This is a genomic window from Bifidobacterium sp. LH_417 (genome assembly GCF_056357035.1).
Genome location: NZ_JBKEVI010000001.1, coordinates 177,899 through 198,236 on the forward strand (window position 1 = coordinate 177,899; position 20,338 = coordinate 198,236).

Consider the following 20,338-nt stretch of genomic DNA (forward strand, 5'->3'; position numbering starts at 1 on the left):
ATTGCCTCGCGCAGCGAGTCCGGCTCCTGCGGGGATGTCGTCTCGCGGGGCGAGTCCTTCTTTTGCCCCCGCTGGCGGGGGCTGTCGGCGTAGCCGACTGGGGGTGGTCGACGGAAGCGACCAGAGGACTCGTCAAGAAGACCGCGCATCTCATCGCAGAGTTGCGATACTGGCATGGAACCGTTATGACGGTATTCTGGTACTCGTTGTGGTATCGACGAGGGAGCCTGGAAATTGAGTATTGATGAGATCTTCGCGCGTATCGTCACTGAATCGGTAGACAAGCGCGAGCAAGGCACGCGTTTCGAGCATGCCGTGGAGTTCTTTCTCGAACACGATCCCTCATGGCTGGAACGCATCACGCAGGTGTGGTTGTGGGATGAGGCGCCCACGAACGACGGCACGATGGACACGGGCATCGACCTGGTCGCCGAGGATGCGGACGGTTCGTATTGGGCGATTCAGGCGAAATGCTATTCGAAGCCGAAGCTTGCCGCGGGCGACGTGTCCACGTTCTTCATGAACGCCCTCGCCGATGACCGCTACCAGCATTACATGCTCGCCGACACGACCTCCGGGTATACGAGCGTGCTTGAGGATTTCATGCTGTCCCATCCGGACAGGGATATGGTCCGTTTGGATCTGGATACGATGCGCGGGTCGAATCTTGATTGGGACGCGTTCATCGACGGTACGGAATCCTCGACCCGCGTGACTTTTGATCCGCGTCCGCATCAGCGTGAGGCCATCGACGCGGTGAAGACCGAGCTTACCGAGCATGACCGGTGTTCGCTGGTGATGGCGTGCGGCACCGGCAAGACCTTGACCTCGCTGCGGCTCGTGGAGGAGCAGGTGGGGGAGGGCGGCACGGTCCTGTTCCTGGCGCCGTCGATCAGTCTGGTGTCGCAGTCGATGCGTGACTGGGTGAACCAGACGCGTTGCCGTATCAACGTGTACGTGGTGTGCTCGGACGGTAAGGCCAGCAAACTGTCGAAGTCGGACCGGGAATCCTATGGCCAGTTGACGGACATCCCGTTCCCGGCGACCACGAATCCGGAGACGGTCGCCAACCGGTTCAAGCCACGCGAAGACGCGTTGAACGTGGTGTTCTCCACGTACCAGTCGATCCAGGTCATCCACGATGCGCAGGAATTGGGCCTGCCCGCGTTCGATCTGACGATCTGCGACGAGGCGCACCGCACCACGGGCGTGATGGACGGTGAGGCCGCGTTCCAGAAGATTCACGACGCCGGTTTCGTCCATTCCGAGAAGCGTCTGTACATGACGGCCACGCCCCGCATCTACGGTGAGGGGGCGAAGAGCAAGGCCAAGGAAGGCGCGATCGAGATCGCCAGCATGGACGACGAGAACGTGTACGGGCGCATCGCGTACCGGCTGAGCTTCGGCAAGGCCGTGGATCTTGGATTGCTCACGGACTACAAGATCGTGGTCATGCAGGTCGCGGAAAGCATGATGGGTTCGGTCATGCAGAAGCAGTACGGTGCGAAGGACTCCGAGATTCCGTTGGATGATGCAGCCAAGTTCGTGGGCTGTTGGAAGGCCTTGTTCGACCGGCGTCATTCCAAGAGCGTGGACGAGCTTGTCTCGCGCGGCCGGCACGCGGCCGAGACCGCGCCGGACGATTCCAAACGCGTCCTGCATCATGCGATTGCGTTCGCCGCGAGCATCAAGGACTCCAAGGCGCTTTCCGCGAAGTTCCGCACGGTCATCGACGATTACACGCGCAACCTCGAGGACACCGACGCGAACAGGGACGTCATCGCCGCGAACCACGAGGTGCACGTGGAGATCGACCATGTGGACGGCGGTATGGACGCCGCCACCCGCCGCGGCAAACTCGACTGGCTGGCCGCCAAGACCGCGGACAACGAGTGCCACATCCTGTCGAACGCGCGCTGCCTCGCGGAGGGCATCGACGTGCCCGACCTGGACGCGGTCATGTATCTCAACGCCCGGCGCAGCAAGGTGGACATCATCCAGTCCGTCGGTCGCGTCATGCGCAAGTCTCCCGGCAAGGAATACGGATACATCATCATCCCTGTGGTCATTCCGCTGGGCGCCGACCCTGACACGATCCTTTCCTCGGGCGTGTACGAGGTGGTCTGGCAGGTCGTACGCGCCCTGAGAAGCCACGACGAACGGTTGGACGCGATCATCAACGCCGCCGCGCTCGGCGATGAGGACTCGCTGAAGCGCATCATCGAAGTCGAGGTGTTGGACGAGTCGAAGCTGCGCAAACGCAAGCGCGGCGGCAAACCGCTTGACGGCGGCTCCGGCGTCGGTGGCGGCGATGATCCATCGGGAGGAAGCGACAACGGCGACGAACCCGGCGACGGCAACGGGCCGGATGACGGCAAGGGTTTCCAGCCGGAGTTCGATTTCGAACTGGGCGAGATGGCGAAGGCCATCAACGCGCAGATCGTGCGCAAGTGCGGTACGAAGATCTACTGGGGCGAATGGACCGACGACATCGCCGCCATCACCCGCCGCCGCGCCGAAGCCATCTACCAGTTGGTCGACCAGACCGGCCCGGCGCGCGACAATTTCCTCGAATTCGTGGACGGGTTGAAGGACAGCCTCAACCCCGGCTACACGGAGGTGGACGCCATCGCCGTGCTCGCCCAGCACGAGGTCACCAAGCCGATCTTCCAGACCCTGTTCACCAACAAGGAGGTCATCGACCACAACCCCATCGTCCGCGGCCTCGACCGCACCATGGGCGCCCTGTATGCGGCTGGCCTGCCAAGCATGGCGGACAACCCGACGCTGCGTGACCTGTACGCGTCGGTGCGTCTGTCCGCGAGCCAGTTGGAGACGGACGTCGCCAAGCAGAACCTCATCAAGGAGATCTACAACGAGTTCTTCACCAAGGCGTTCAAGGACACCGCCGATTCGCTCGGCATCGTGTACACGCCTGTCGAGGTCGTCGACGCCCAACTGCACATGGTCCAGCGCGCGTTGCAGCGCGAGTTCGGACAGTCATTGGGTTCGCGTGGCGTGCACGTGTTGGACGGGTTCGCGGGCACTGGCACGTACATCTGCCGTCTCATCGAGGACGAGACGCTGATTGACACGGCGGATCTGCCGTACAAGTACGCGCACGACCTGCACTCCAACGAGATCGTGCCCCTGGCCGCCACCATCATGGACATCAACATCGAACAGTCGTACCACAAGCGCGTCGGCGGCGACTACCAGCCGTTCCCGGGCGCGCTGTTGACGGACACGTTCCAGATGCACGAGGACGGCGACACCCTGGACGACGCCGTGTTCACCGAGAACACGGAGCGCATCAAGGAACAGAAAGCCTTGCCGATCAAGGTCATCGTCGGCAACCCGCCATACCGTGCCGGCGACGTCGGCCACACCGGCACCGATACCCAGAAATACCCGACCCTCGACAGACGGGTCGAGGAGACCTACGTCGCGAGCTCCGACGCGAACAACAACAACTCGCTGTACGACCACTACATCCGCGCGTTCCGCTGGGCGTCCGACCGCATCGGCGACTCCGGCATCGTCTGCTTCGTGTCCAACGGAGGATGGCTCACCGGAGCGTCAGGGGCCGGTGTACGTCGATGCTTCGCCAACGAGTTCAACTCGATCTACGTGTACAATCTGCGCGGCAACCAGCGCACTTCAGGAGAGGAATCCCGACGCGAAGGCGGCAAGATCTTCGACTCCGGCTCCCGCGCCACCATCGCCATCACCATGCTCGTCAAGAACCCCGCATCCACCGAGTATGGCGCCATCCACTACCGGGACATCGGCGACTACCTCACCCGCCAACAGAAACTCGACATCCTTAAGGACGCCGTGACCGACGACCCCGAATGGCTTCAGCTCACGCCCGACAAGCACGGCGACTGGATCAACCAACGCGACGACAGCTACACCACCTTCATCCCCACCGGAGTACAGGACGGAAGCAAGAAACTCCCCACCGGCCTGTTCTCCATCTGGTCCAGGGGATTGGCAACATGTCGTGACGTATGGGCATGGAACATGTCACTGCCCGCCCTGCAGTCAAACATGAGCCGTCTGCTCGACGACACCAATCACGCCATCGAACGGCATCACGCGGACGGGACGCCCCTGGAACAGGACACCACTCGGTACAGCTGGACACGACGATTGCAAGACTACGCCGACAAGGGCACCACGGTCCCGTACGATCCGGAACATTGCGTACTAGGCGTGTACCGCCCGTTCTGCAAACAATGGGTGTATTTCGACTCGTTCATGAACGAAAGGACCTACCAGCAGCCACGCATTTTCCCGATCGCCGGAGGCGATCGGGCGAAAGGACCTACCAGCAGCCACATTTCCATTCAAAGCCCCCACCGGGAAAATGCGCCGAACGAAATGACCTACCAGCAGAGTTCCCCTCAATGCTTGGAAAACACAGTCATCATCTCGTCGGTGACGAACAAGCGTGACTACACCTGCTTCATCAGCGACATACTTCCGGACCTGCACGTCGATCCGGATGCTACCCAGTGCTTCCCGTTGTACCGCTATGAGAAGGTCGAACCGTCGGACGATGACAGCCTGTTCTCCGAGTCGGACATGTCCGGTGCGGACGAGCACGGCTATATCCGTCATGACGCGATCACCGACACGGGGCTCAGGGTGTTCCGTGAGGTGTATCCGAACCTGCGCATCGACAAGGAGGATATCTTCTACTACGTGTACGGCGTGCTGCACAGCCCCGAATACCGGCGCCGGTTCGCGAACAACCTCAAGAAGGAACTGCCGCGCATCCCGCTCGCCAAGGACTTCAAGGCGTTCATGAAGGCCGGACGCGCCCTCGCGCACCTCCACCTGGATTACGAGTCGGTGGACCCGTGGCCGGTCATGGAGGTCGGCGATGGCGCGAACCCGGGGCGTACTGAGAAGATGACGTACCCGAAGAAGGTCAAGGACCCGGAGACCGGCAAGAAGGTGCCCGACCGTACGGTGCTCAGGGTCGCGGAGAACCTGACCATCGAAGGCATCCCGTTGCGCGCGTACGAGTACGTGGTCAACGGCAAGAGCGCGATCGGCTGGTTGATCGATAGGTATAAAGTCACGACCGACAAGAAGTCCGGCATCGTCAACGACCCGAACGACTACTCGGACGATCCTCGCTACATCGTGGACCTCGTGGAGCGGGTCGTCCGCGTGAGCATGGAGACGTTGGACATCGTGGATGCGTTGCCAGCCTTGGAGGAACTGCCCCAGCCCGCCGACTGGCCCGCCGCGTGGAAGTGACCAGCGGCGGCAGCCACCCTCAGTCAGCCTGCGGCTGACAGCTCCCGCCAGCGGGAACAGAGCATCGTCTCGCTTCGCGAGTCAGTTTCCTATGGGGGTGACCACCCTCAGTCAGCCTGTGGCTGACAGCTCCCGCCAGCGGGAGCAAAGCTTTGTCTCGCGGTGCGAGTCCGGTTTCTGCGGGGATGCCGTCTCGCTTCGCGAGTCTGTTGTTGTGCCCGACCACCCTCAGTCAGCCTGTGGCTGACAGCTCCCGCCAGCGGGAGCAGAGCATCGTCTCGCTTCGCGAGTCTGTTGTTGTGGGTGACCACCCTCAGTCAGCCTGCGGCTGACAGCTCCCGCCGGCGGGAGCAAAGCTGTGTCTCGCGGTGCGAGTCCGGTTCCTGCGGGGATGTCGTCTCGCTTCGCGAGTCTGTTGTTGTGCCCGACCACCCTCAGTCAGCCTGTGGCTGACAGCTCCCGCCAGCGGGAGCATGATGCCGTCTCGCTTCGCGAGTCAGTTTCCTGCGCGGACACCGTCTCGCGGTGCGAGTCCCTTTTGCCCCCGCTGGCGGGGGCTGTCGGCGTAGCCGACTGGGGGTGGTCGGCGGCTGGTACTTCGGTCGGCAATCGGGACTTCGGCCTGTGGTCCGGAGATTACGGAATCGCCGGCATAGGACGAGATGCTCTTCTCGCTACTACACTTCGGAGCCATGCTTCCCTACAACAAGGCCAACGTGCCTCTCGCACGGCGGCTCCGCTCCAACGCGACCCCGTGGGAACGCAGACTGTGGGCCGAGTATCTCCGCGCGTATCCGCTGCGTTGGCAGCGGCAGAAGCCGATACTTGACTACATCGTCGATTTCTATTGCGATAAAGCCAAGCTCATCGTCGAGCTCGATGGCGGTGGACATTACACCGAAACACAACGCGATGCCGATCTGCGACGTACGCGCGAGTTGAACGGTCTCGGCCTCATGGTGTTGCGCTATACGAATCTCGATGTCGATCGTCACCTCGATTCGGTATGTCACGATATCGACAGGCATGTGCGGGAACGAGTGACGGTGTAGGGACGCCTGGACGGTAGTAATAGGTGCCCGACCACCCTCAGTCAGCCTGTGGCTGACAGCTCCCGCCAGCGGGAGCATGATACTGTCTCGCTTCGCGAGTCTGTTGTGCGTGGGTGACCACCCTCAGTCAGCTTGTGGCTGACAGCTCCCGCCAGCGGGAGCATGATACTGTCTCGCTTCGCGAGTCTGTTGTTGTGAGGTGACCACCCTCAGTCAGCCTGTGGCTGACAGCTCCCGCCAGCGGGAGCGGGATACCGTCTCGCGGTGCGAGTCCGTTTCCGGCGGGAGCGGGGGATTGTCTTGCGCAGTGAGTCCGTTTCCGCGGGGCGAGTCCGTGGCTCCGGTGACGATGCCTGTTTCGGTGGCGTGGCGCGGTAGAGGGGTGGTGGCATAATAGCCAAGGCAAATTTTGGGTAAGCCCTCGAACACTAGAAACATAGGTGAGACATCGTGGCACAGACTACCAATGACATCAAGAACGGTTCCGTCCTGAACCTCGACGGCCAGCTGTGGACCGTCCTCAAGTTCCAGCACGTCAAGCCGGGCAAGGGCCCCGCCTTCGTGCGCACCACCATCAAGAACGTGCTCTCCGGCAAGATCGTCGACAAGACCTTCAACGCGGGCATGAAGATGGAGTTCGAGACCGTCGACAACCGCAACCTCCAGTACTCCTACGAGGACGGCGACAACCTGGTCTTCATGGACATGACCACCTACGATCAGGTCTACGTGCCGAAGTCCATCGTCGACACCAAGTTCCTCCTCGAAGGTACCGACTGCATCGTGTCCTTCCACGATGAGACCCCGCTGAGCGTCGAACTGCCGGCCTCCGTCGTGCTGACCATCACCCACACCGAGCCGGGCCTGCAGGGCAACCGCTCCAACGCCGGCACCAAGCCGGCCACCGTGGAGACCGGCGCCGAGATCCAGGTCCCGCTGTTCATCAACGAGGGCGAGAAGGTCAAGGTCAACACCACCGACGGCTCCTACCTGGGTCGCGAGAACTGATTCGCGTTCCCGCGGATCACGTGAGTTCCAACCGGCAACCAACGATACGAAGGACGAGAGAGCTGCATGGCACGTTCCACCGCCCGTAAGAGGGCTCTGAACACGTTGTACGAGGCTGACGAGAAGGATCAGGACATCCTGTCCCTGCTCGACGAGCGCATTGAGACGCCCGGCGCGCAGACGCCGCTGCCCGAATACGCCATCGAGATCGTCAAGGGCGTGGCCGAGCACCTGAGCGAGATCGACTCCACCCTGGACGAGCACTCCACCGGGTGGAAGGTTCGCCGTATGGGTGTGATCGACCGCAACATCCTGCGTATCGCCGCATGGGAGATTCTCTTCAACGACGACGTGCCCGACAAGGTCGCCATCGACGAAGCGCTCTCCCTCGCGAAGACGCTGTGCGACGGGGATTCCCCCGCGTTCATCCACGGACTGCTGTCCGCTATCTGCACGGCCAAAGAAAAGCCGTTGGATTGATATTTTCTATTGACGCCTCCCCGCAACAAGGGAGGCGTTTTTATGAGGGCGTGGGCCGGGCGCGACAATCCGGCATGACGGCCGACCGGAACGGAAGACCATGCGTGTCCTGCGCGTGTGCGTCGGCGTTGGCCGATAACCTTAAGTACTGACGACCCGAGAACGAAAAGGGGGTTTTGGTGAGCGAGATCGCGAACTACGGCAAGGACGATGCCGTCCTTGTACTGGAAGATGGGCAGGTGTATGTGGGTGAACCCTACGGGGCCCATGGCGCGACCACGGGTGAGATCGTGTTCGCCACCGGCATGACCGGATACCAGGAGACGCTCACCGACCCGAGCTACGACCGTCAGATCGTCGTGCAGACCTTCCCGCACATCGGCGACACGGGCGTCAACCACGAGGATCCGGAATCCTCCCGCATCTGGGTGGCCGGCTACATCGTGCGCGAACCCTCCCCGAACGTGAGCAACTGGCGCGCCGAAGGCAGCCTCGACGGCGACCTCGAAGCCAACGGCATCGTCGGCCTCGCCGACATCGACACCCGCAAGCTGGTGCGCCACTTGCGTTCCGCCGGCGTGATGCGCGCCGGCATCTTCTCCGGCGACGCGCTGCTCGGCGCCGACGGCCGCCTCAAGACCGTCGACGAGCTGCTCGACGCCGTCAAGGCCACCCCGCAGATGCAGGGTCTGAGCCTGTACGACGAGGTCTCCACCAAGGAGGCCTACACGATCGAACCGTGCGGCGAGTTCGAAGGCAAGGAGCCGCTGTACACGGTGGCCGCCGTCGACCTCGGCATCAAGGCGATGACCCCGCACCGCATGGCCGAGCGCGGATGCCGCGTGCACGTCGTGCCCTCCACCATCACGTTCGATGAACTGACCGCCCTCAACCCGGACGGCGTCTTCTTCTCCAACGGCCCGGGCGATCCGGAGCAGGCCGGTCCGGAGGTCGAGCTCCTGCGCAAGGTTCTCGACGCCGGCTACCCGTTCTTCGGCATCTGCTTCGGCAACCAGCTGCTCGGCCGCGCGCTTGGCTTCGGCACCTACAAGCTGAAGTTCGGCCACCGCGGCATCAACCAGCCGGTCAAGGACCTCACCACCGGCAAGGTGGAGGTCACCGCCCACAACCACGGCTTCGCCGTCGACGCGCCGATCGGCGAGACCGTCGACGCACCGTTCGACAACGGCCGTTACGGCAAGGTGTTCGTCAGCCACATCGATCTCAACGACGACGTGGTCGAAGGCCTGCAGTGCGTGGACATCCCCGCGTTCTCCGTGCAGTACCACCCGGAGGCCGCCACCGGTCCGCACGACGCCGCATACCTGTTCGATCGGTTCTGCGATCTTATGAAGAACAATCCGCGCGATTCCCGCGCCGACTCCAAGGAAGGTAAGTGATATGCCGAAGCGCACCGACATCAAATCCGTGATGGTCATCGGCTCCGGCCCGATCGTGATCGGTCAGGCCGCGGAGTTCGATTACTCGGGCACCCAGGCATGCCGCGTCCTCAAGGAGGAAGGCATCCGCGTCATCCTCGTCAACTCGAACCCGGCCACCATCATGACCGACCCCGAGATGGCCGACGCCACGTACATCGAGCCGATCGCCACGCCGATCCTCGAGCAGATCATCGCCAAGGAACGCCCCGACGCGCTGCTGCCGACCCTCGGCGGCCAGACCGCGCTGAACGCCGCGATGGCGCTCGGCGAGGCCGGCGTGCTCAAGAAATACGACGTCGAGCTGATCGGCGCGTCCCTCGACGCCATCGACCGCGGCGAGGACCGTGAGCTGTTCAAGAAGGTCGTCGACGAGGCGGGCGCCGAATCCGCACGCTCCCGCATCGCCCACACGCTCGCCGAAGTGGACCGCATCGCCGACGAGTTCGGCTACCCGCTGGTCGTTCGCCCGAGCTTCACGATGGGCGGCCTCGGCTCCGGCATCGCGCACGACGAGGAGGAGCTGCACCGCATCGCCGGCGCCGGCATCCACTACTCGCCGACCGACGAGGTGCTCATCGAGGAGGGCATCGAAGGCTGGAAGGAGTTCGAGCTCGAGCTCATGCGCGACCGCAACGACAACGTCGTGGTCGTCTGCCCGATCGAGAACGTCGACCCGGTTGGCGTGCACACCGGCGACTCCATCACCGTGGCCCCCTGCTTCACCCTGACCGACCGCGAGTACCAGAAGCTGCGCGACATCGGCATCGCCATCATCCGCGGCGTGGGAGTGGACACCGGCGGCTGCAACATCCAGTTCGCCATCCACCCGGACACCGGCCGCATCATCGTCATCGAGATGAACCCGCGCGTCTCCCGTTCTTCTGCGCTCGCCTCGAAGGCCACAGGTTTCCCGATTGCGAAGATCGCGACCAAGCTGGCCCTCGGCTACACGCTCGACGAGATTCGCAACGACATCACCCAGTCCACGCCGGCCTCCTTCGAGCCGACCATCGACTACGTGGTCACCAAGGTGCCGCGCTTCGCGTTCGAGAAGTTCCCGGGCGCCGATCCGACGCTCACCACGTCGATGAAGTCCGTCGGCGAGGCCATGGCGCTGGGCGGCAACTTCCAGGAGTCCCTCGGCAAGGCGATGCGCTCCATCGACAAGCGCCACATGGGCTTCAACTGGGATGGCCCGAAGCCGACGGCCGACGAGGTCGCCGAACTGCTCAAGGCGATCCACACGCCCACCGAGAACCGCTACCTTGAGCTCATGCGCGCCATCTGGGGCGGCGCCACCATCGAGCAGCTGTTCGAGGCCACCAAGATCGACCCGTGGTTCTTGAAGCAGCTCACGCTCATCAACGAGACCGCGCAGGCGGTGCGCGAGGCGGAGACGCTCACGCGCAAGCTGCTGCGCCGCGCCAAGCTCGCCGGCCTGTCCGATCTGCAGATCGCGCATCTTCGCAACCTCGGCGACGAGGGCGAGAACACGATCCGCGAGCTGCGCTGGACCTACGGCCTCAAGCCCGTGTACAAGACGGTCGACACCTGCGCCGCCGAGTTCGACGCGGCCACGCCGTACTACTACTCCTGCTACGCGGACGAGACCGAGGTCAAGCCGCGCGAGCGTGAGGCCGTGATCATCCTCGGCTCCGGCCCGAACCGCATCGGCCAGGGCATCGAGTTCGACTACACCTGCGTGCACGCGGTGCAGGAGCTCGGCAAGGACTATGACACGATCATGGTCAACTGCAACCCGGAGACCGTCTCTACCGACTACGACATCTCCGACCGCCTCTACTTCGAGCCGCTCACCTTCGAGGACGTGCTCGAGATCTATGAGGCCGAGAAGAAGATGGGCCCCGTCAAGGGCGTCATCGTGCAGCTCGGCGGCCAGACGCCGCTGTCGCTCGCCGCGCGCCTCAAGGCCGCCGGCGTGCCGATCCTCGGCACCACCCCGGAGGCCATCGACCTCGCGGAGAACCGCGAGCTGTTCGGCGAGGTGCTCAAGAAGGCGAAGATGAACGCGCCGCGCTACGGCACCGCGCTGAGCCTCGAAGAGGCCCAGGAGGCCGCGCATTCGATCGGCTACCCGGTGCTCGTGCGCCCGAGCTACGTGCTCGGCGGCCGCGGCATGGAGATCGTCTACGACAACGCGCAGCTTGAGAAGTACGTGAACCGCGCCCTCGCCGAGGCACAGGCCGACACGGTCGTCTCCGGTCGACTGCCCTCCCCGCTGCTCATCGACAAGTTCCTCCAGGACGCCATCGAGATCGACGTCGACGCGCTGTTCGACGGCGAGGAACTGTACATCGGCGGCATCATGGAGCACATCGAGGAGGCCGGTGTCCACTCCGGCGACGCCGCCTGCACGCTGCCGCCGTCCACGCTGTCCGACGACCAGATCCGCCGTCTGCGCGAAGGCACCTACGCCATCGCCAAGGGCTGCAACGTCAAGGGCCTGATCAACGTGCAGTACGCGTTCATGGCGAACACGCTGTACGTCATCGAAGCCAACCCGCGCGCCTCCCGCACCGTGCCGTTCGCGTCCAAGGCGACCGGCGTGGCGCTGGCCAAGGCCGCCGCGCGCATCATGGCCGGCGAGACCATCGCCGACCAGCGTGCCAACGGCCTGCTGCTGCCCAAGGGCGACGGTGGCGTCATGCACCGCGGCCAGCAGGTGGCGGTCAAGGAGTCCGTGCTGCCGTTCAAGCGCTTCCGCACGCCCGTCGGCAAGACCGTCGACATCCTGCTCGGACCGGAGATGCGTTCCACCGGCGAGGTCATGGGCTTCGACCGCGACTTCCCGCACGCGTTCGCCAAGAGCCAGCTCGCCGCGTATGAGGGCGGTCTGCCGACCCACGGCAACGTGTTCATCTCCGTGAACGACACCGACAAGCGCCAGTTGCCGCTCATGGCCGTGCGTCTCGTCGAGCTCGGCTTCACGATCTGGGCGACCGAGGGCACCGCCTCCGTGCTGCGCCGCTACGGCATCGACTCGAAGATCGTCGACAAGATCTCCACGCGCGTGGACTCCGATCCGGAGGCGCCGGTGAAGGTCGTGCACGCCGAGGGTTCGATCGGCAAGAACGTCGTCGAACTCATCGAGGACGGCGCGATCGACATGATCCTCAACACGCCGAACTCGCGCGGATCGCGCTCCGACGGCTACTCCATCCGAGCCGCCGCCATCGCCGCCGACCTGCCGCAGTTCACGACCATCACCGAGTTCTCCGCGGTGCTGCTGGCCATCGAGGCGGTCAAGCGCAACGACTACCAGATCATGAGCATCCAGGAGCACTCCAAGCAGCTGTTCGCGTTGGAAAGCAAGGATTTCTGATCAACGGATTTCCTCTCACACGAAGGAAGGGATCGCGATGAGTGACAGCCCCATTGAGGAACAGGACAAGGAACGGCTCGCGAGGCGTTCGGACTTCGGTCTGCGCCTGCGCAATTCGATGGACAAATACGGTCCGTTGTGCGTGGGCATCGACCCGCACCGAAAGCTCCTGACCGATTGGGGCTACAACGTCGACGCCGACGGCGCGGAGATGTTCGCCATGCGCATGCTGCAGGCCGCGAACGGACGCGCCGCCGCCGTCAAGTTCCAGTCGCCGATGTTCGAGCGTTACGGCTCGAAGGGATTCGCCGCGCTGGAACGCGTGCTGTACGCGGCACGTCAGATGGGCATCATCACGATCGTCGACTGCCTGCATGGAGGACTCTCCACGACGATCTCCGCCATCGCCGACGCCTACTTCAAGCCGGGCGCGCCGCTCAGGGCCGACGCGATCACGCTGCTGCCGTACTACGGCGCACGATCGCTGCAGGGTCTCATCGACGACGCGCTCGACAACGGGCGCGGCGTGTTCATCGCCTCCCTCACCTCCAACGAGGAAGGCAAGAGCCTGCAAAGCTCCATCCGTCAGGTCGGCGAGTACAAGGGCAAGACGGTCGCGTACGGCATCGCCGCGACCGCGCAGAAGAACAACCACAACGTCGACGGCATGGGATCCGTCGGTCTCGTCATCGGCGCGACCATCGGCCAGTGGATCAATGAGACCGGCGTCGATCCAGCGAAGTTCACCGGACCGATCCTGTCTCCCGGATACGGCTGGCAGGGTGCCGACGCGAAGGATCTGCGCACCGTGTTCAAGGGGACGAAGGGCAATGTGCTCGTCACCGTGTCGCGTTTCATCGCCTCGCACGGACCGGACATCGCCGCGTTGAGCGAGGCGACCGAAGCGATTTCGCTCGACGTGCGCCAGGCGCTCATGGAGGCGACGCGCGTCGCCGACCTCCCGCAGGAGTCGGAGCACGTCGAAACCGTCGCATCCGTCGAATCCACTGCGGAGCCGGAGCCGGAACCGCAGACCGATGCCGCAGCGGACAGCCAAACCGCAACATCCGACCGTTCCGACGCCGACACGCCGAGGGAGATCATCACCGTGACCGAAACCGAGCAGCCGACCGCATCCGTCGAATCCGCTGAACCTGTCGACTCGACGCGCGTCGCCGAAACCGTCGATGCAGGGGAGACTTCCGCCGCATCGACGGCCGCCGACGCCGCCGCACAGGACGGTGAGGCGGGCGAAGCCGTTGAAGAGACGCTCCCCGCCACGAACGCGGACGAACAGGCGCTGCGTGGCGGACGGCTGCTCGTGCTCACCGGTCCCGCCGGCGTCGGCAAGGGCACCGTCGAGATCGCGCTGCGCAAGAAGCACCCGGAGGTCTGGGTGTCCGTCTCCGCCACCACGCGAGACCCGCGTCCCGGCGAGGTGAACGGCGTCAACTACTGGTTCATGAGCGAGGAGGAGTTCGCCGCCAAGGAGAAGGCGGGGGAGTTCCTGGAGACCGCGCTCGTGCATGGCATGGCGCATTACGGCACGCCGCTGAAGCCGCTTGAGGATCATATGGCCGTCGGCACGCCGACGATCCTCGAAATCGATCTGCAGGGCGCGCGCCGCGTCAAGGAGAAGGCGAAGGAGCTGGGACTCGAGGTGGTGACCGTGTTCATCGCCCCGCCGAGCTTCGACGAACTCGTGCGTCGGCTCACCGGTCGCGGCACCGAAACCGAGGAACAGCGCGAGCGCCGTCTCGAAACCGCCAAGGTGGAGCTCGCCGCGGAGAACGAATTCGACGTGACCATCGTCAACGAGCACGTCGACGAGGCTGCGGACGAACTCTGGAACCTCATCGCCAAGGAGTACGGCAAGGAGGCGTAAGCCCTCTCCGTATACAACAGCCCCCTCCGTATACAACAGGGTAGGCTCTCTCAAATCTTGAGGGAGCCTACCCTGTTTATTGTTTATTCCGTCGTGGTCTATTCCGCCTTGGCCTTGCGCTCGGCGATGAGCTGGTCGGCGAGCTTCGGTTTTTCGGTGAGCTGGCCGGTGAAGCCGGGGCGGATGTCCAAGTGGAGCACGAGGCTCGTGCGGTAGCCTTGGGTCGCGAGCTTCTTCGCGGCCTCGCCGGCAACGTGCAGCACGTCGTCCAGATTCCCCTCCACGTCGGTGAACAGGGCGTTCGTCTCCTGCGGGAGCCCGGAGTCGCGAATCACCTCGATCGCCTGCGAGACGTAGGGCGACACTTCGGCGCCCGCGCCCGTCACCGACACCTGAATCGCGGCCACCGTGTTGAGATACGGCTTACCGGTCTTCGGATCGATGGGCACCTCCTGTTTCACGGCGAAACGGTCGGTCGCCGTAGCGAGAGCCGAATTCGCGTCGGCACGGTCAGTGTGGCCGATCGTGCCGCCACTTTCGATACGATTGTCGTTCTGCTGCGTCATTCCCATCTCACCTCCACCGCCATGCGTGGTCCATCGGACCGGAGCCATGGCCCAGGTCGAGCATCGCGTTCAACGCGCCCGTCAGATACTCCTTCGCGTGCCGGATCGCGTCGGGCAGCGTCTCGCCCTTCGCGAGATTCGACGCGATCGCGGAGCTCAGCGTGCAGCCGGTGCCGTGCGTGTTCGGATTGTCGACGCGGGAGCCTTCGAACCACGTGACCGTGCCGTCGGCCTCGGCGAGCACGTCGTTCGCATCGTTCGTATGGTGGCCGCCCTTGACGAGCGCCGCGCAGCCGAAACGTTCGACGAGTGCCTTCGCCGCACGCTCCATCGAATCGGCGTCGGTGATGTCGATGCCGGTGAGCACCTGCGCTTCGGGGATGTTCGGCGTGATGACCGTGGCAAGCGGGAACAGTTCGCCGGTGAGCGCGGCGATCGCGTCGTCGCTGATGAGCTTGGCACCGGACGTCGCCACCATCACCGGGTCGAGCACGACGTTACGCGCGTGATGGAATGTGAGTCGGTCGGCGATTACGTCGATGATGTTCGTTGCGGACACCATGCCGATCTTCACCGCCAGCGGCGGAATGTCCTCGAACACCGCGTCGATCTGGTCGGCGAGGATATTCGGCTCCGTGTCCTGGATGGAACGCACGCCGGTCGTGTTCTGCGCGGTGAGCGCGGTGATCGCGCTCATGCCGAACACGCCGTTGGCGAGCATAGTCTTGAGGTCCGCCTGCATGCCGGCGCCGCCGGATGAGTCCGAACCGGAGATCGCGAGCACGGGTGGGAGCGTTGTCGTTGCATGTGTTGGCATACGGCTCAGTTTAGTCGGAAAATGGCGGAATCTCACCTGTTTTCCGCCGTGATTCCCCTTGATTCGCGGCCCGTGGTGTGGTGTGATGGGACAGGCCGAACGGAGTCGAGAAAACGAGGGGGAGTCATGTCCGACAACGACGTGTTGCGCCGCGACGGCGTGCTGGCGCGCATCACCGGATTCGACGAGGGACGCGTCGCCTACTATGCGACGATGCCGAACGGGAGGACCACGCAGCTCACGTTCCCGCGTCAGGAGATCTTCGACGTGGGCGACGTGCTGCTCGTCGGCGACGGCTTCTACACGAAGGTGCCCGCATCCGTATGGCCCGTCAAACCACGCGTGGGCGTCGTGCGCCGCGCGCTGGAGGACTGCGTGGTGTTGGAGACCGGCGACGGGCTCGAACTGCTCGAAGGCGACTATCCGCTCGACATCATGCCCGGCAACACCGTGGAGTTCACCGACTTGTTCGGCATCGAACGCGTGCTGTGGCCGACGGCCATCCGCCCCGGCGAAAGCGACCACGACGACGACGTCAAACAGTACCGGATCACGCCGAGCGCCGACCCGCAGCTCACCTTCGACTCGTTCGGCGGCTACGAGCAGGTCGTCACGCGCGCCAAGGAGCTCATCGAGACGCAGCTCGGCAACAGCGTGCAGATGCGCGCCATCGGCGCCAAGCCGATCAAGGGCGTGATCTTCACCGGCGCGCCCGGCACCGGCAAGACGCATCTGGCGCGCATCATCGCCAACGTGGCCGACGCGCAGTTCTACCTCGTCTCCGGTCCGACCATCGTGAGCAAATACGTGGGCGACAGCGAGGAGACGCTGCGCATGATCTTCGCGGCCGCACAGGCCGACAAGCGCGCCATCATCTTCTTCGACGAGATCGACTCGATCGCGTCCTCGCGCGACACCGACACGAACGGCGTCGGCAAACGTCTCGTCGCCCAACTGCTCACCCTGATGGACGGATTCGCCTCCAAAGGCAACGTGGTGGTCGTCGCCGCCACGAACCGCATCGAGGACGTGGACCCGGCGCTGCTGCGCCCGGGCCGGTTCGACTGGCAGATTCCGTTCCCGATGCCGGGCGAGCACGACCGTCTCGCAATCCTCGAAGTGCAGGAGCGCGCGCTCGCCACCGAAGGGGAACTGCCGCTCGCGGACATCGCGCGGCGCACCGAAGGCTGGAGCGGCGCCGAAGTGTGCGCGATCTGGACCGAGGCGGCGCTCGTCGCCGCCAAGGACCGCCGCGCCGCGATCCGCGCGAACGACCTCATGACCGCGTTCGAACGCGTGGAGCGTCGGCCTGAACTGCGGGCGCATAGGGCGTGATGCCGCGGCCGTAGTGTAGTCTTCCGCAATGGGTGCGTCCGTGCGCGCCGGCGGCATTGGGGAGAGGAATGATGATGGCGTTAGCACCGCTGCGATTGGCTGTAGTCGACAATGATCGGATCGCTCTGGCCGGGTTGTGCTCCATCATCACGCGCGGCATGCCGCGTGTACAGATCGTGTGGAGAGAGACCGACGGGCGGCTGGCGATCGGCAAGGCTCTTGAGCCGATGCAGGCCGTGGACGTGATACTCGTGGATATGAGTCTGGAGCATCTGCCAGGCACGGCCATCTGCCGCGAGATTCGGGCGCATGCGACCGCGCCGATGGCGATTCTGGCCATCACGGCATTCTCGTTGAACCATTACGCGCGGGCGGCGGCCGAGGCAGGAGCGCAGGGTATCGTTGGTAAGACCGACCCTCGGCGGCTGTGCGACGCTGTGACATGCGTGGCTTCCGGCGACGTGTACGCGGAGGGGCTGCTTGACGACACGATTCGATTCGATACGGTGGATGAGGCCGTCAAGCGACTGAGGGAGCCCGCAGACGGCAAGGTGCATTCGCTGTCCGACAGGGAGCATGAGGTCGTGGAGCTGTATGTGAAATCGATGAGGCCCGCCGACATCGGCAGAAAACTCGGGGTCAAGGCGTCGACCATCAAGACGACGCTGGATCGGGCGCAGGAGAAGATGGGTCTCCGTACTCGTGCCGATCTGGTGGATGCGTGGTGGAGTATCCAAGGGTGAACCGGGATTCCCTGAAGCGAAGGATACTGGCCGGTCGGACGCTGTTCCTCGCCACTGTGATGCTGACGGGGTTGCTTGAGATTCTGGCGTGGGTCACTGCGCCGCCGTCGGGGTGGGCGGGCATCGTGTCGTCCGTGGTCTACATCGCCGCGATCTTTGCCCTGCCGTTCGCGGGACGGTATGCGGCATGGGTGATCGTTGCTGTGGCGTGTATCGATGAGGTGCTGCCGGGCGTTATGGCATTGGACGAGGGCATGGGATTGGCGTTGAGTATGCTGCTACTCGGGTATGCGTCCCATCATTGGTCCGATGCCTTGGCTTGGGCCGCCATCGTGGCGAGTGCCGGTTACGATATGTATCGGTTCCCGGAAGATGCGGGATACGCATTCCCGCAGGGGGTGGTCGGCATGGCATTGGGTTATGGATTACCGTACTGCTGCGGAATCATCCTGTGGCAGAGACAGGGCCTACGCAGGGCACAAAAGGACCGGGAATGGCTGAATGCCTATCAGCGTGACATCGCCATCGCGTCCAAAATACACGAATCGCTTTCGGGGAGTATCGCACGCATCATGCTGGAGACGCAACGGTTGTCCGGCGATGAAAATGCGGAACTGAGACGCGGACTCATGGAAATCCGGAGCAGCGCGGAACAGGCCTTGCGGGATACGCATGCCGTCATCGACTATCTTGAAGATGACGGCATGCGCGCAAGCAGGAGACCTCCCCGGTCTTCATACATGGAGACCTTGGAATCCGTCGCGTATTCCGGCGACCGTCGGTTGCGTTCGCAGGGGTTTGACGGGAAGAGCGTCATCCACGGCATACGCTCAATGGACGTCGACGAACAGTGTGCGCTGTCGTTAGAAATACTGCGTGAAGTGTACACCAACATCGAGAAACATGCTGGCCGCAAGGGAGCCGGATACCACGTCAACGTAACGGTGGGCGGAAACCGGTTCATACTGTCGCAGACGAATTCCCTTCTACATGAAGAGAATTGGATGGAGCCGCCGCGGTCTGGCAAAGGGCTGGAACTGTTGGCCAAGCGCGTCCGTGCCTGCGGAGGCGAGATGCGGTGGACCGAAGATGATGACATATGGTCCCTGTTCTGCTCGTTACCTCTTGTGGACCGGGATGCATAGGAGCGGAATCGGGAAGAAAATCGAGGCGGGCGCCGGCTGCGGCCCTTCCGTCGGAGCTGCGGAGGCCGTCAATCCGGTTACGGGCGTGAAGGACAGTATGGCGGCAGTGAGCGCGGCGATGATGGCGTGCATGGTCATTCCTTTCCTACTGGGGGAATGTGCTCCGGTGATATTCATCATCATATGTCCTCAGGGAATCCGACATCGTTTGTCCCCTGACCGGGGGACAAACGATTGGATTGCGCCATGGAAGGTCTCATCATATGTTTTGGTTCCTCAAACGAAGGGATCATCCAACATAAGGAGGCTCGATATGAGCATGAACGAAAAGCAGATCGTCGGCGAATCCTTCGAGGATTTGTCCGATAACGAAATGGCACTGCTGACGGGAAGAGGGAATGATGACGTGGCTCCGGCTTCCTCACCTACGGTGACTATTCCCATCACACCTTATCTTATTACTGGAGGAATTACCGCAACACTGTCGTTGGCGGGAAAGTGCCACAAGTAAGTAATGGAAGATAGTGTTTCGTTTCTCTGTTCGGCATTAAACAGAGAAACGAAACACTATTATTATTTGAATCAAGAGTGTGGATATGTTTCGTGCGATACTGTTTCGCGATTGCAAGCAGATGATAAGTTCCGTCGGTGTTATTATTTGCCTGTCACTATATACGGTCATAGGATGCGGTGTGGAACTGGCGGCGGTAGCAATATCTCGCTATAGCGTCTTTATGATGTTTTATTTGTGCGGGGTTTGGTCGTTTGGTATCGCCGGCGGGTTGACCGAATTAATTGAATATGATAAAAATTCCGGTATATTCAGTTTGCTTCATCAGATTGACGGGGGCTTTGTAAAATATTATTTTGCGAAAATGATTCTTCCAACCATTCTCATGGCAATCGAATGTGCCGTGATGTGGGTGATATATATCCCATATGGATTGAGGAACGGTTTGCGGTTCCAAGATGTTGCGTTGAGTGTGATTGTGGCCGAATGTATGACTGTGTCCCTCGTCTCTCTAAGTCTCCTGGTTATTGGCTGGAGTGGGAAAAAACTTCTTCCTGTCCTTGCAGTCGCCGAGTTGCTTGTTTTGACGATGCTCGTCGTCATTGCGGTGTTTTCTGTACTTGCCGCCGTCGCGCTGACGTTGGTTTTCGCCTGTGGTGTACTGGCGTCTTTGGCTCTGTATGTTCGCAGGCATTATGTATGTGTTCTGAAATGATTTCCGTGGTTGTCTCCCGATT

Annotated in this window: 14 protein-coding genes and 1 pseudogene; 13 read left to right on the top strand and 2 right to left on the bottom strand. The window is 62.8% G+C overall.

The window, feature by feature from the left end; translation table 11 throughout:
* Positions 1-234 precede the first annotated feature (234 nt).
* The 8 genes and pseudogenes from AC1AYR_RS00685 to gmk all read left to right on the top strand — a co-directional run bounded on the left by AC1AYR_RS00685 (position 235) and on the right by gmk (position 14,484).
* Complete coding sequence (locus AC1AYR_RS00685) at positions 235-5,274, top strand: type ISP restriction/modification enzyme (protein ID WP_476511082.1); 5,040 nt, start codon at positions 235-237, stop codon at positions 5,272-5,274.
* A 692-nt stretch (positions 5,275-5,966) separates the two neighbouring features.
* Positions 5,967-6,326: an endonuclease domain-containing protein gene (locus AC1AYR_RS00690; protein WP_034526988.1), complete on the top strand. Its 360-nt coding sequence runs from the start codon at positions 5,967-5,969 to the stop codon at positions 6,324-6,326.
* A 450-nt stretch (positions 6,327-6,776) separates the two neighbouring features.
* Complete coding sequence (efp, locus tag AC1AYR_RS00695) at positions 6,777-7,334, top strand: elongation factor P (protein WP_034526990.1); 558 nt, start codon at positions 6,777-6,779, stop codon at positions 7,332-7,334.
* Positions 7,335-7,400: 66 nt separating this feature from the next.
* Positions 7,401-7,814, top strand: a complete 414-nt coding sequence (gene nusB / locus AC1AYR_RS00700) for a transcription antitermination factor NusB (protein WP_034526993.1) — start codon at positions 7,401-7,403, stop codon at positions 7,812-7,814.
* 179 nt (positions 7,815-7,993) lie between these two features.
* Positions 7,994-9,214 (top strand): glutamine-hydrolyzing carbamoyl-phosphate synthase small subunit, encoded by a 1,221-nt coding sequence (carA, locus tag AC1AYR_RS00705; RefSeq protein ID WP_476511081.1) that lies wholly within the window; start codon positions 7,994-7,996, stop codon positions 9,212-9,214.
* 1 nt (position 9,215) lies between these two features.
* Positions 9,216-12,599: a carbamoyl-phosphate synthase large subunit gene (gene carB, locus AC1AYR_RS00710; RefSeq protein WP_476511080.1), complete on the top strand. Its 3,384-nt coding sequence runs from the start codon at positions 9,216-9,218 to the stop codon at positions 12,597-12,599.
* A 37-nt stretch (positions 12,600-12,636) separates the two neighbouring features.
* Positions 12,637-13,545, top strand: a pseudogene (gene pyrF / locus AC1AYR_RS00715) (orotidine-5'-phosphate decarboxylase); the annotation flags it as partial.
* A 354-nt stretch (positions 13,546-13,899) separates the two neighbouring features.
* Positions 13,900-14,484 carry a guanylate kinase gene (gene gmk, locus AC1AYR_RS00720; protein WP_476511194.1) on the top strand — a complete coding sequence of 195 codons (585 nt, stop codon included), beginning with the start codon at positions 13,900-13,902 and terminating at the stop codon, positions 14,482-14,484.
* 98 nt (positions 14,485-14,582) lie between these two features.
* Here gmk and AC1AYR_RS00725 read toward each other — a convergent pair whose 3' ends face one another.
* Positions 14,583-15,050: a thiamine-binding protein gene (locus tag AC1AYR_RS00725; protein ID WP_476511079.1), complete on the bottom strand. Its 468-nt coding sequence runs from the start codon at positions 15,048-15,050 to the stop codon at positions 14,583-14,585.
* A 7-nt stretch (positions 15,051-15,057) separates the two neighbouring features.
* Positions 15,058-15,867, bottom strand: coding sequence for a bifunctional hydroxymethylpyrimidine kinase/phosphomethylpyrimidine kinase (gene thiD / locus AC1AYR_RS00730; protein ID WP_476511078.1), 810 nt, complete (start codon positions 15,865-15,867; stop codon positions 15,058-15,060).
* 126 nt (positions 15,868-15,993) lie between these two features.
* On the opposite strand from thiD, the gene AC1AYR_RS00735 reads away from it, so the two are divergent.
* The 5 genes from AC1AYR_RS00735 (at position 15,994) to AC1AYR_RS00755 (ending at position 20,316) form a co-directional block, all read left to right on the top strand.
* Positions 15,994-17,202, top strand: coding sequence for an ATP-binding protein (locus tag AC1AYR_RS00735; protein WP_476511077.1), 1,209 nt, complete (start codon positions 15,994-15,996; stop codon positions 17,200-17,202).
* A gap of 74 nt (positions 17,203-17,276) precedes the next feature.
* The gene (locus AC1AYR_RS00740; RefSeq protein WP_476511076.1) at positions 17,277-17,945 is read left to right on the top strand and encodes a response regulator transcription factor; all 669 of its coding nucleotides are present in this window, start codon (positions 17,277-17,279) and stop codon (positions 17,943-17,945) included.
* A complete protein-coding gene (locus AC1AYR_RS00745; protein ID WP_476511075.1) occupies positions 17,942-19,090 on the top strand; it encodes a sensor histidine kinase in 1,149 nt (382 codons plus the stop codon). The genes AC1AYR_RS00740 and AC1AYR_RS00745 overlap by 4 nt, the downstream gene beginning before the upstream one ends.
* A 313-nt stretch (positions 19,091-19,403) precedes the next feature.
* Positions 19,404-19,601, top strand: coding sequence for a lichenicidin A2 family type 2 lantibiotic (locus AC1AYR_RS00750; protein WP_476511074.1), 198 nt, complete (start codon positions 19,404-19,406; stop codon positions 19,599-19,601).
* A 181-nt stretch (positions 19,602-19,782) separates the two neighbouring features.
* Complete coding sequence (locus tag AC1AYR_RS00755) at positions 19,783-20,316, top strand: hypothetical protein (protein WP_476555103.1); 534 nt, start codon at positions 19,783-19,785, stop codon at positions 20,314-20,316.
* Positions 20,317-20,338: the final 22 nt, after the last annotated feature.

Bases quoted from the DNA above. Each gene is read 5' to 3' on its own strand.
- AC1AYR_RS00690 (WP_034526988.1), top strand. From the start codon at position 5,967: ATGCTTCCCTACAACAAGGCCAACGTGCCTCTCGCACGGCGGCTCCGC.
- nusB (WP_034526993.1), top strand. From the start codon at position 7,401: ATGGCACGTTCCACCGCCCGTAAGAGGGCTCTGAACACGTTGTACGAG.
- carB (WP_476511080.1), top strand. From the start codon at position 9,216: ATGCCGAAGCGCACCGACATCAAATCCGTGATGGTCATCGGCTCCGGC.
- AC1AYR_RS00725 (WP_476511079.1), bottom strand. From the start codon at position 15,050: ATGACGCAGCAGAACGACAATCGTATCGAAAGTGGCGGCACGATCGGC.
- thiD (WP_476511078.1), bottom strand. From the start codon at position 15,867: ATGCCAACACATGCAACGACAACGCTCCCACCCGTGCTCGCGATCTCC.
- AC1AYR_RS00735 (WP_476511077.1), top strand. From the start codon at position 15,994: ATGTCCGACAACGACGTGTTGCGCCGCGACGGCGTGCTGGCGCGCATC.
- AC1AYR_RS00740 (WP_476511076.1), top strand. From the start codon at position 17,277: ATGGCGTTAGCACCGCTGCGATTGGCTGTAGTCGACAATGATCGGATC.
- AC1AYR_RS00750 (WP_476511074.1), top strand. From the start codon at position 19,404: ATGAGCATGAACGAAAAGCAGATCGTCGGCGAATCCTTCGAGGATTTG.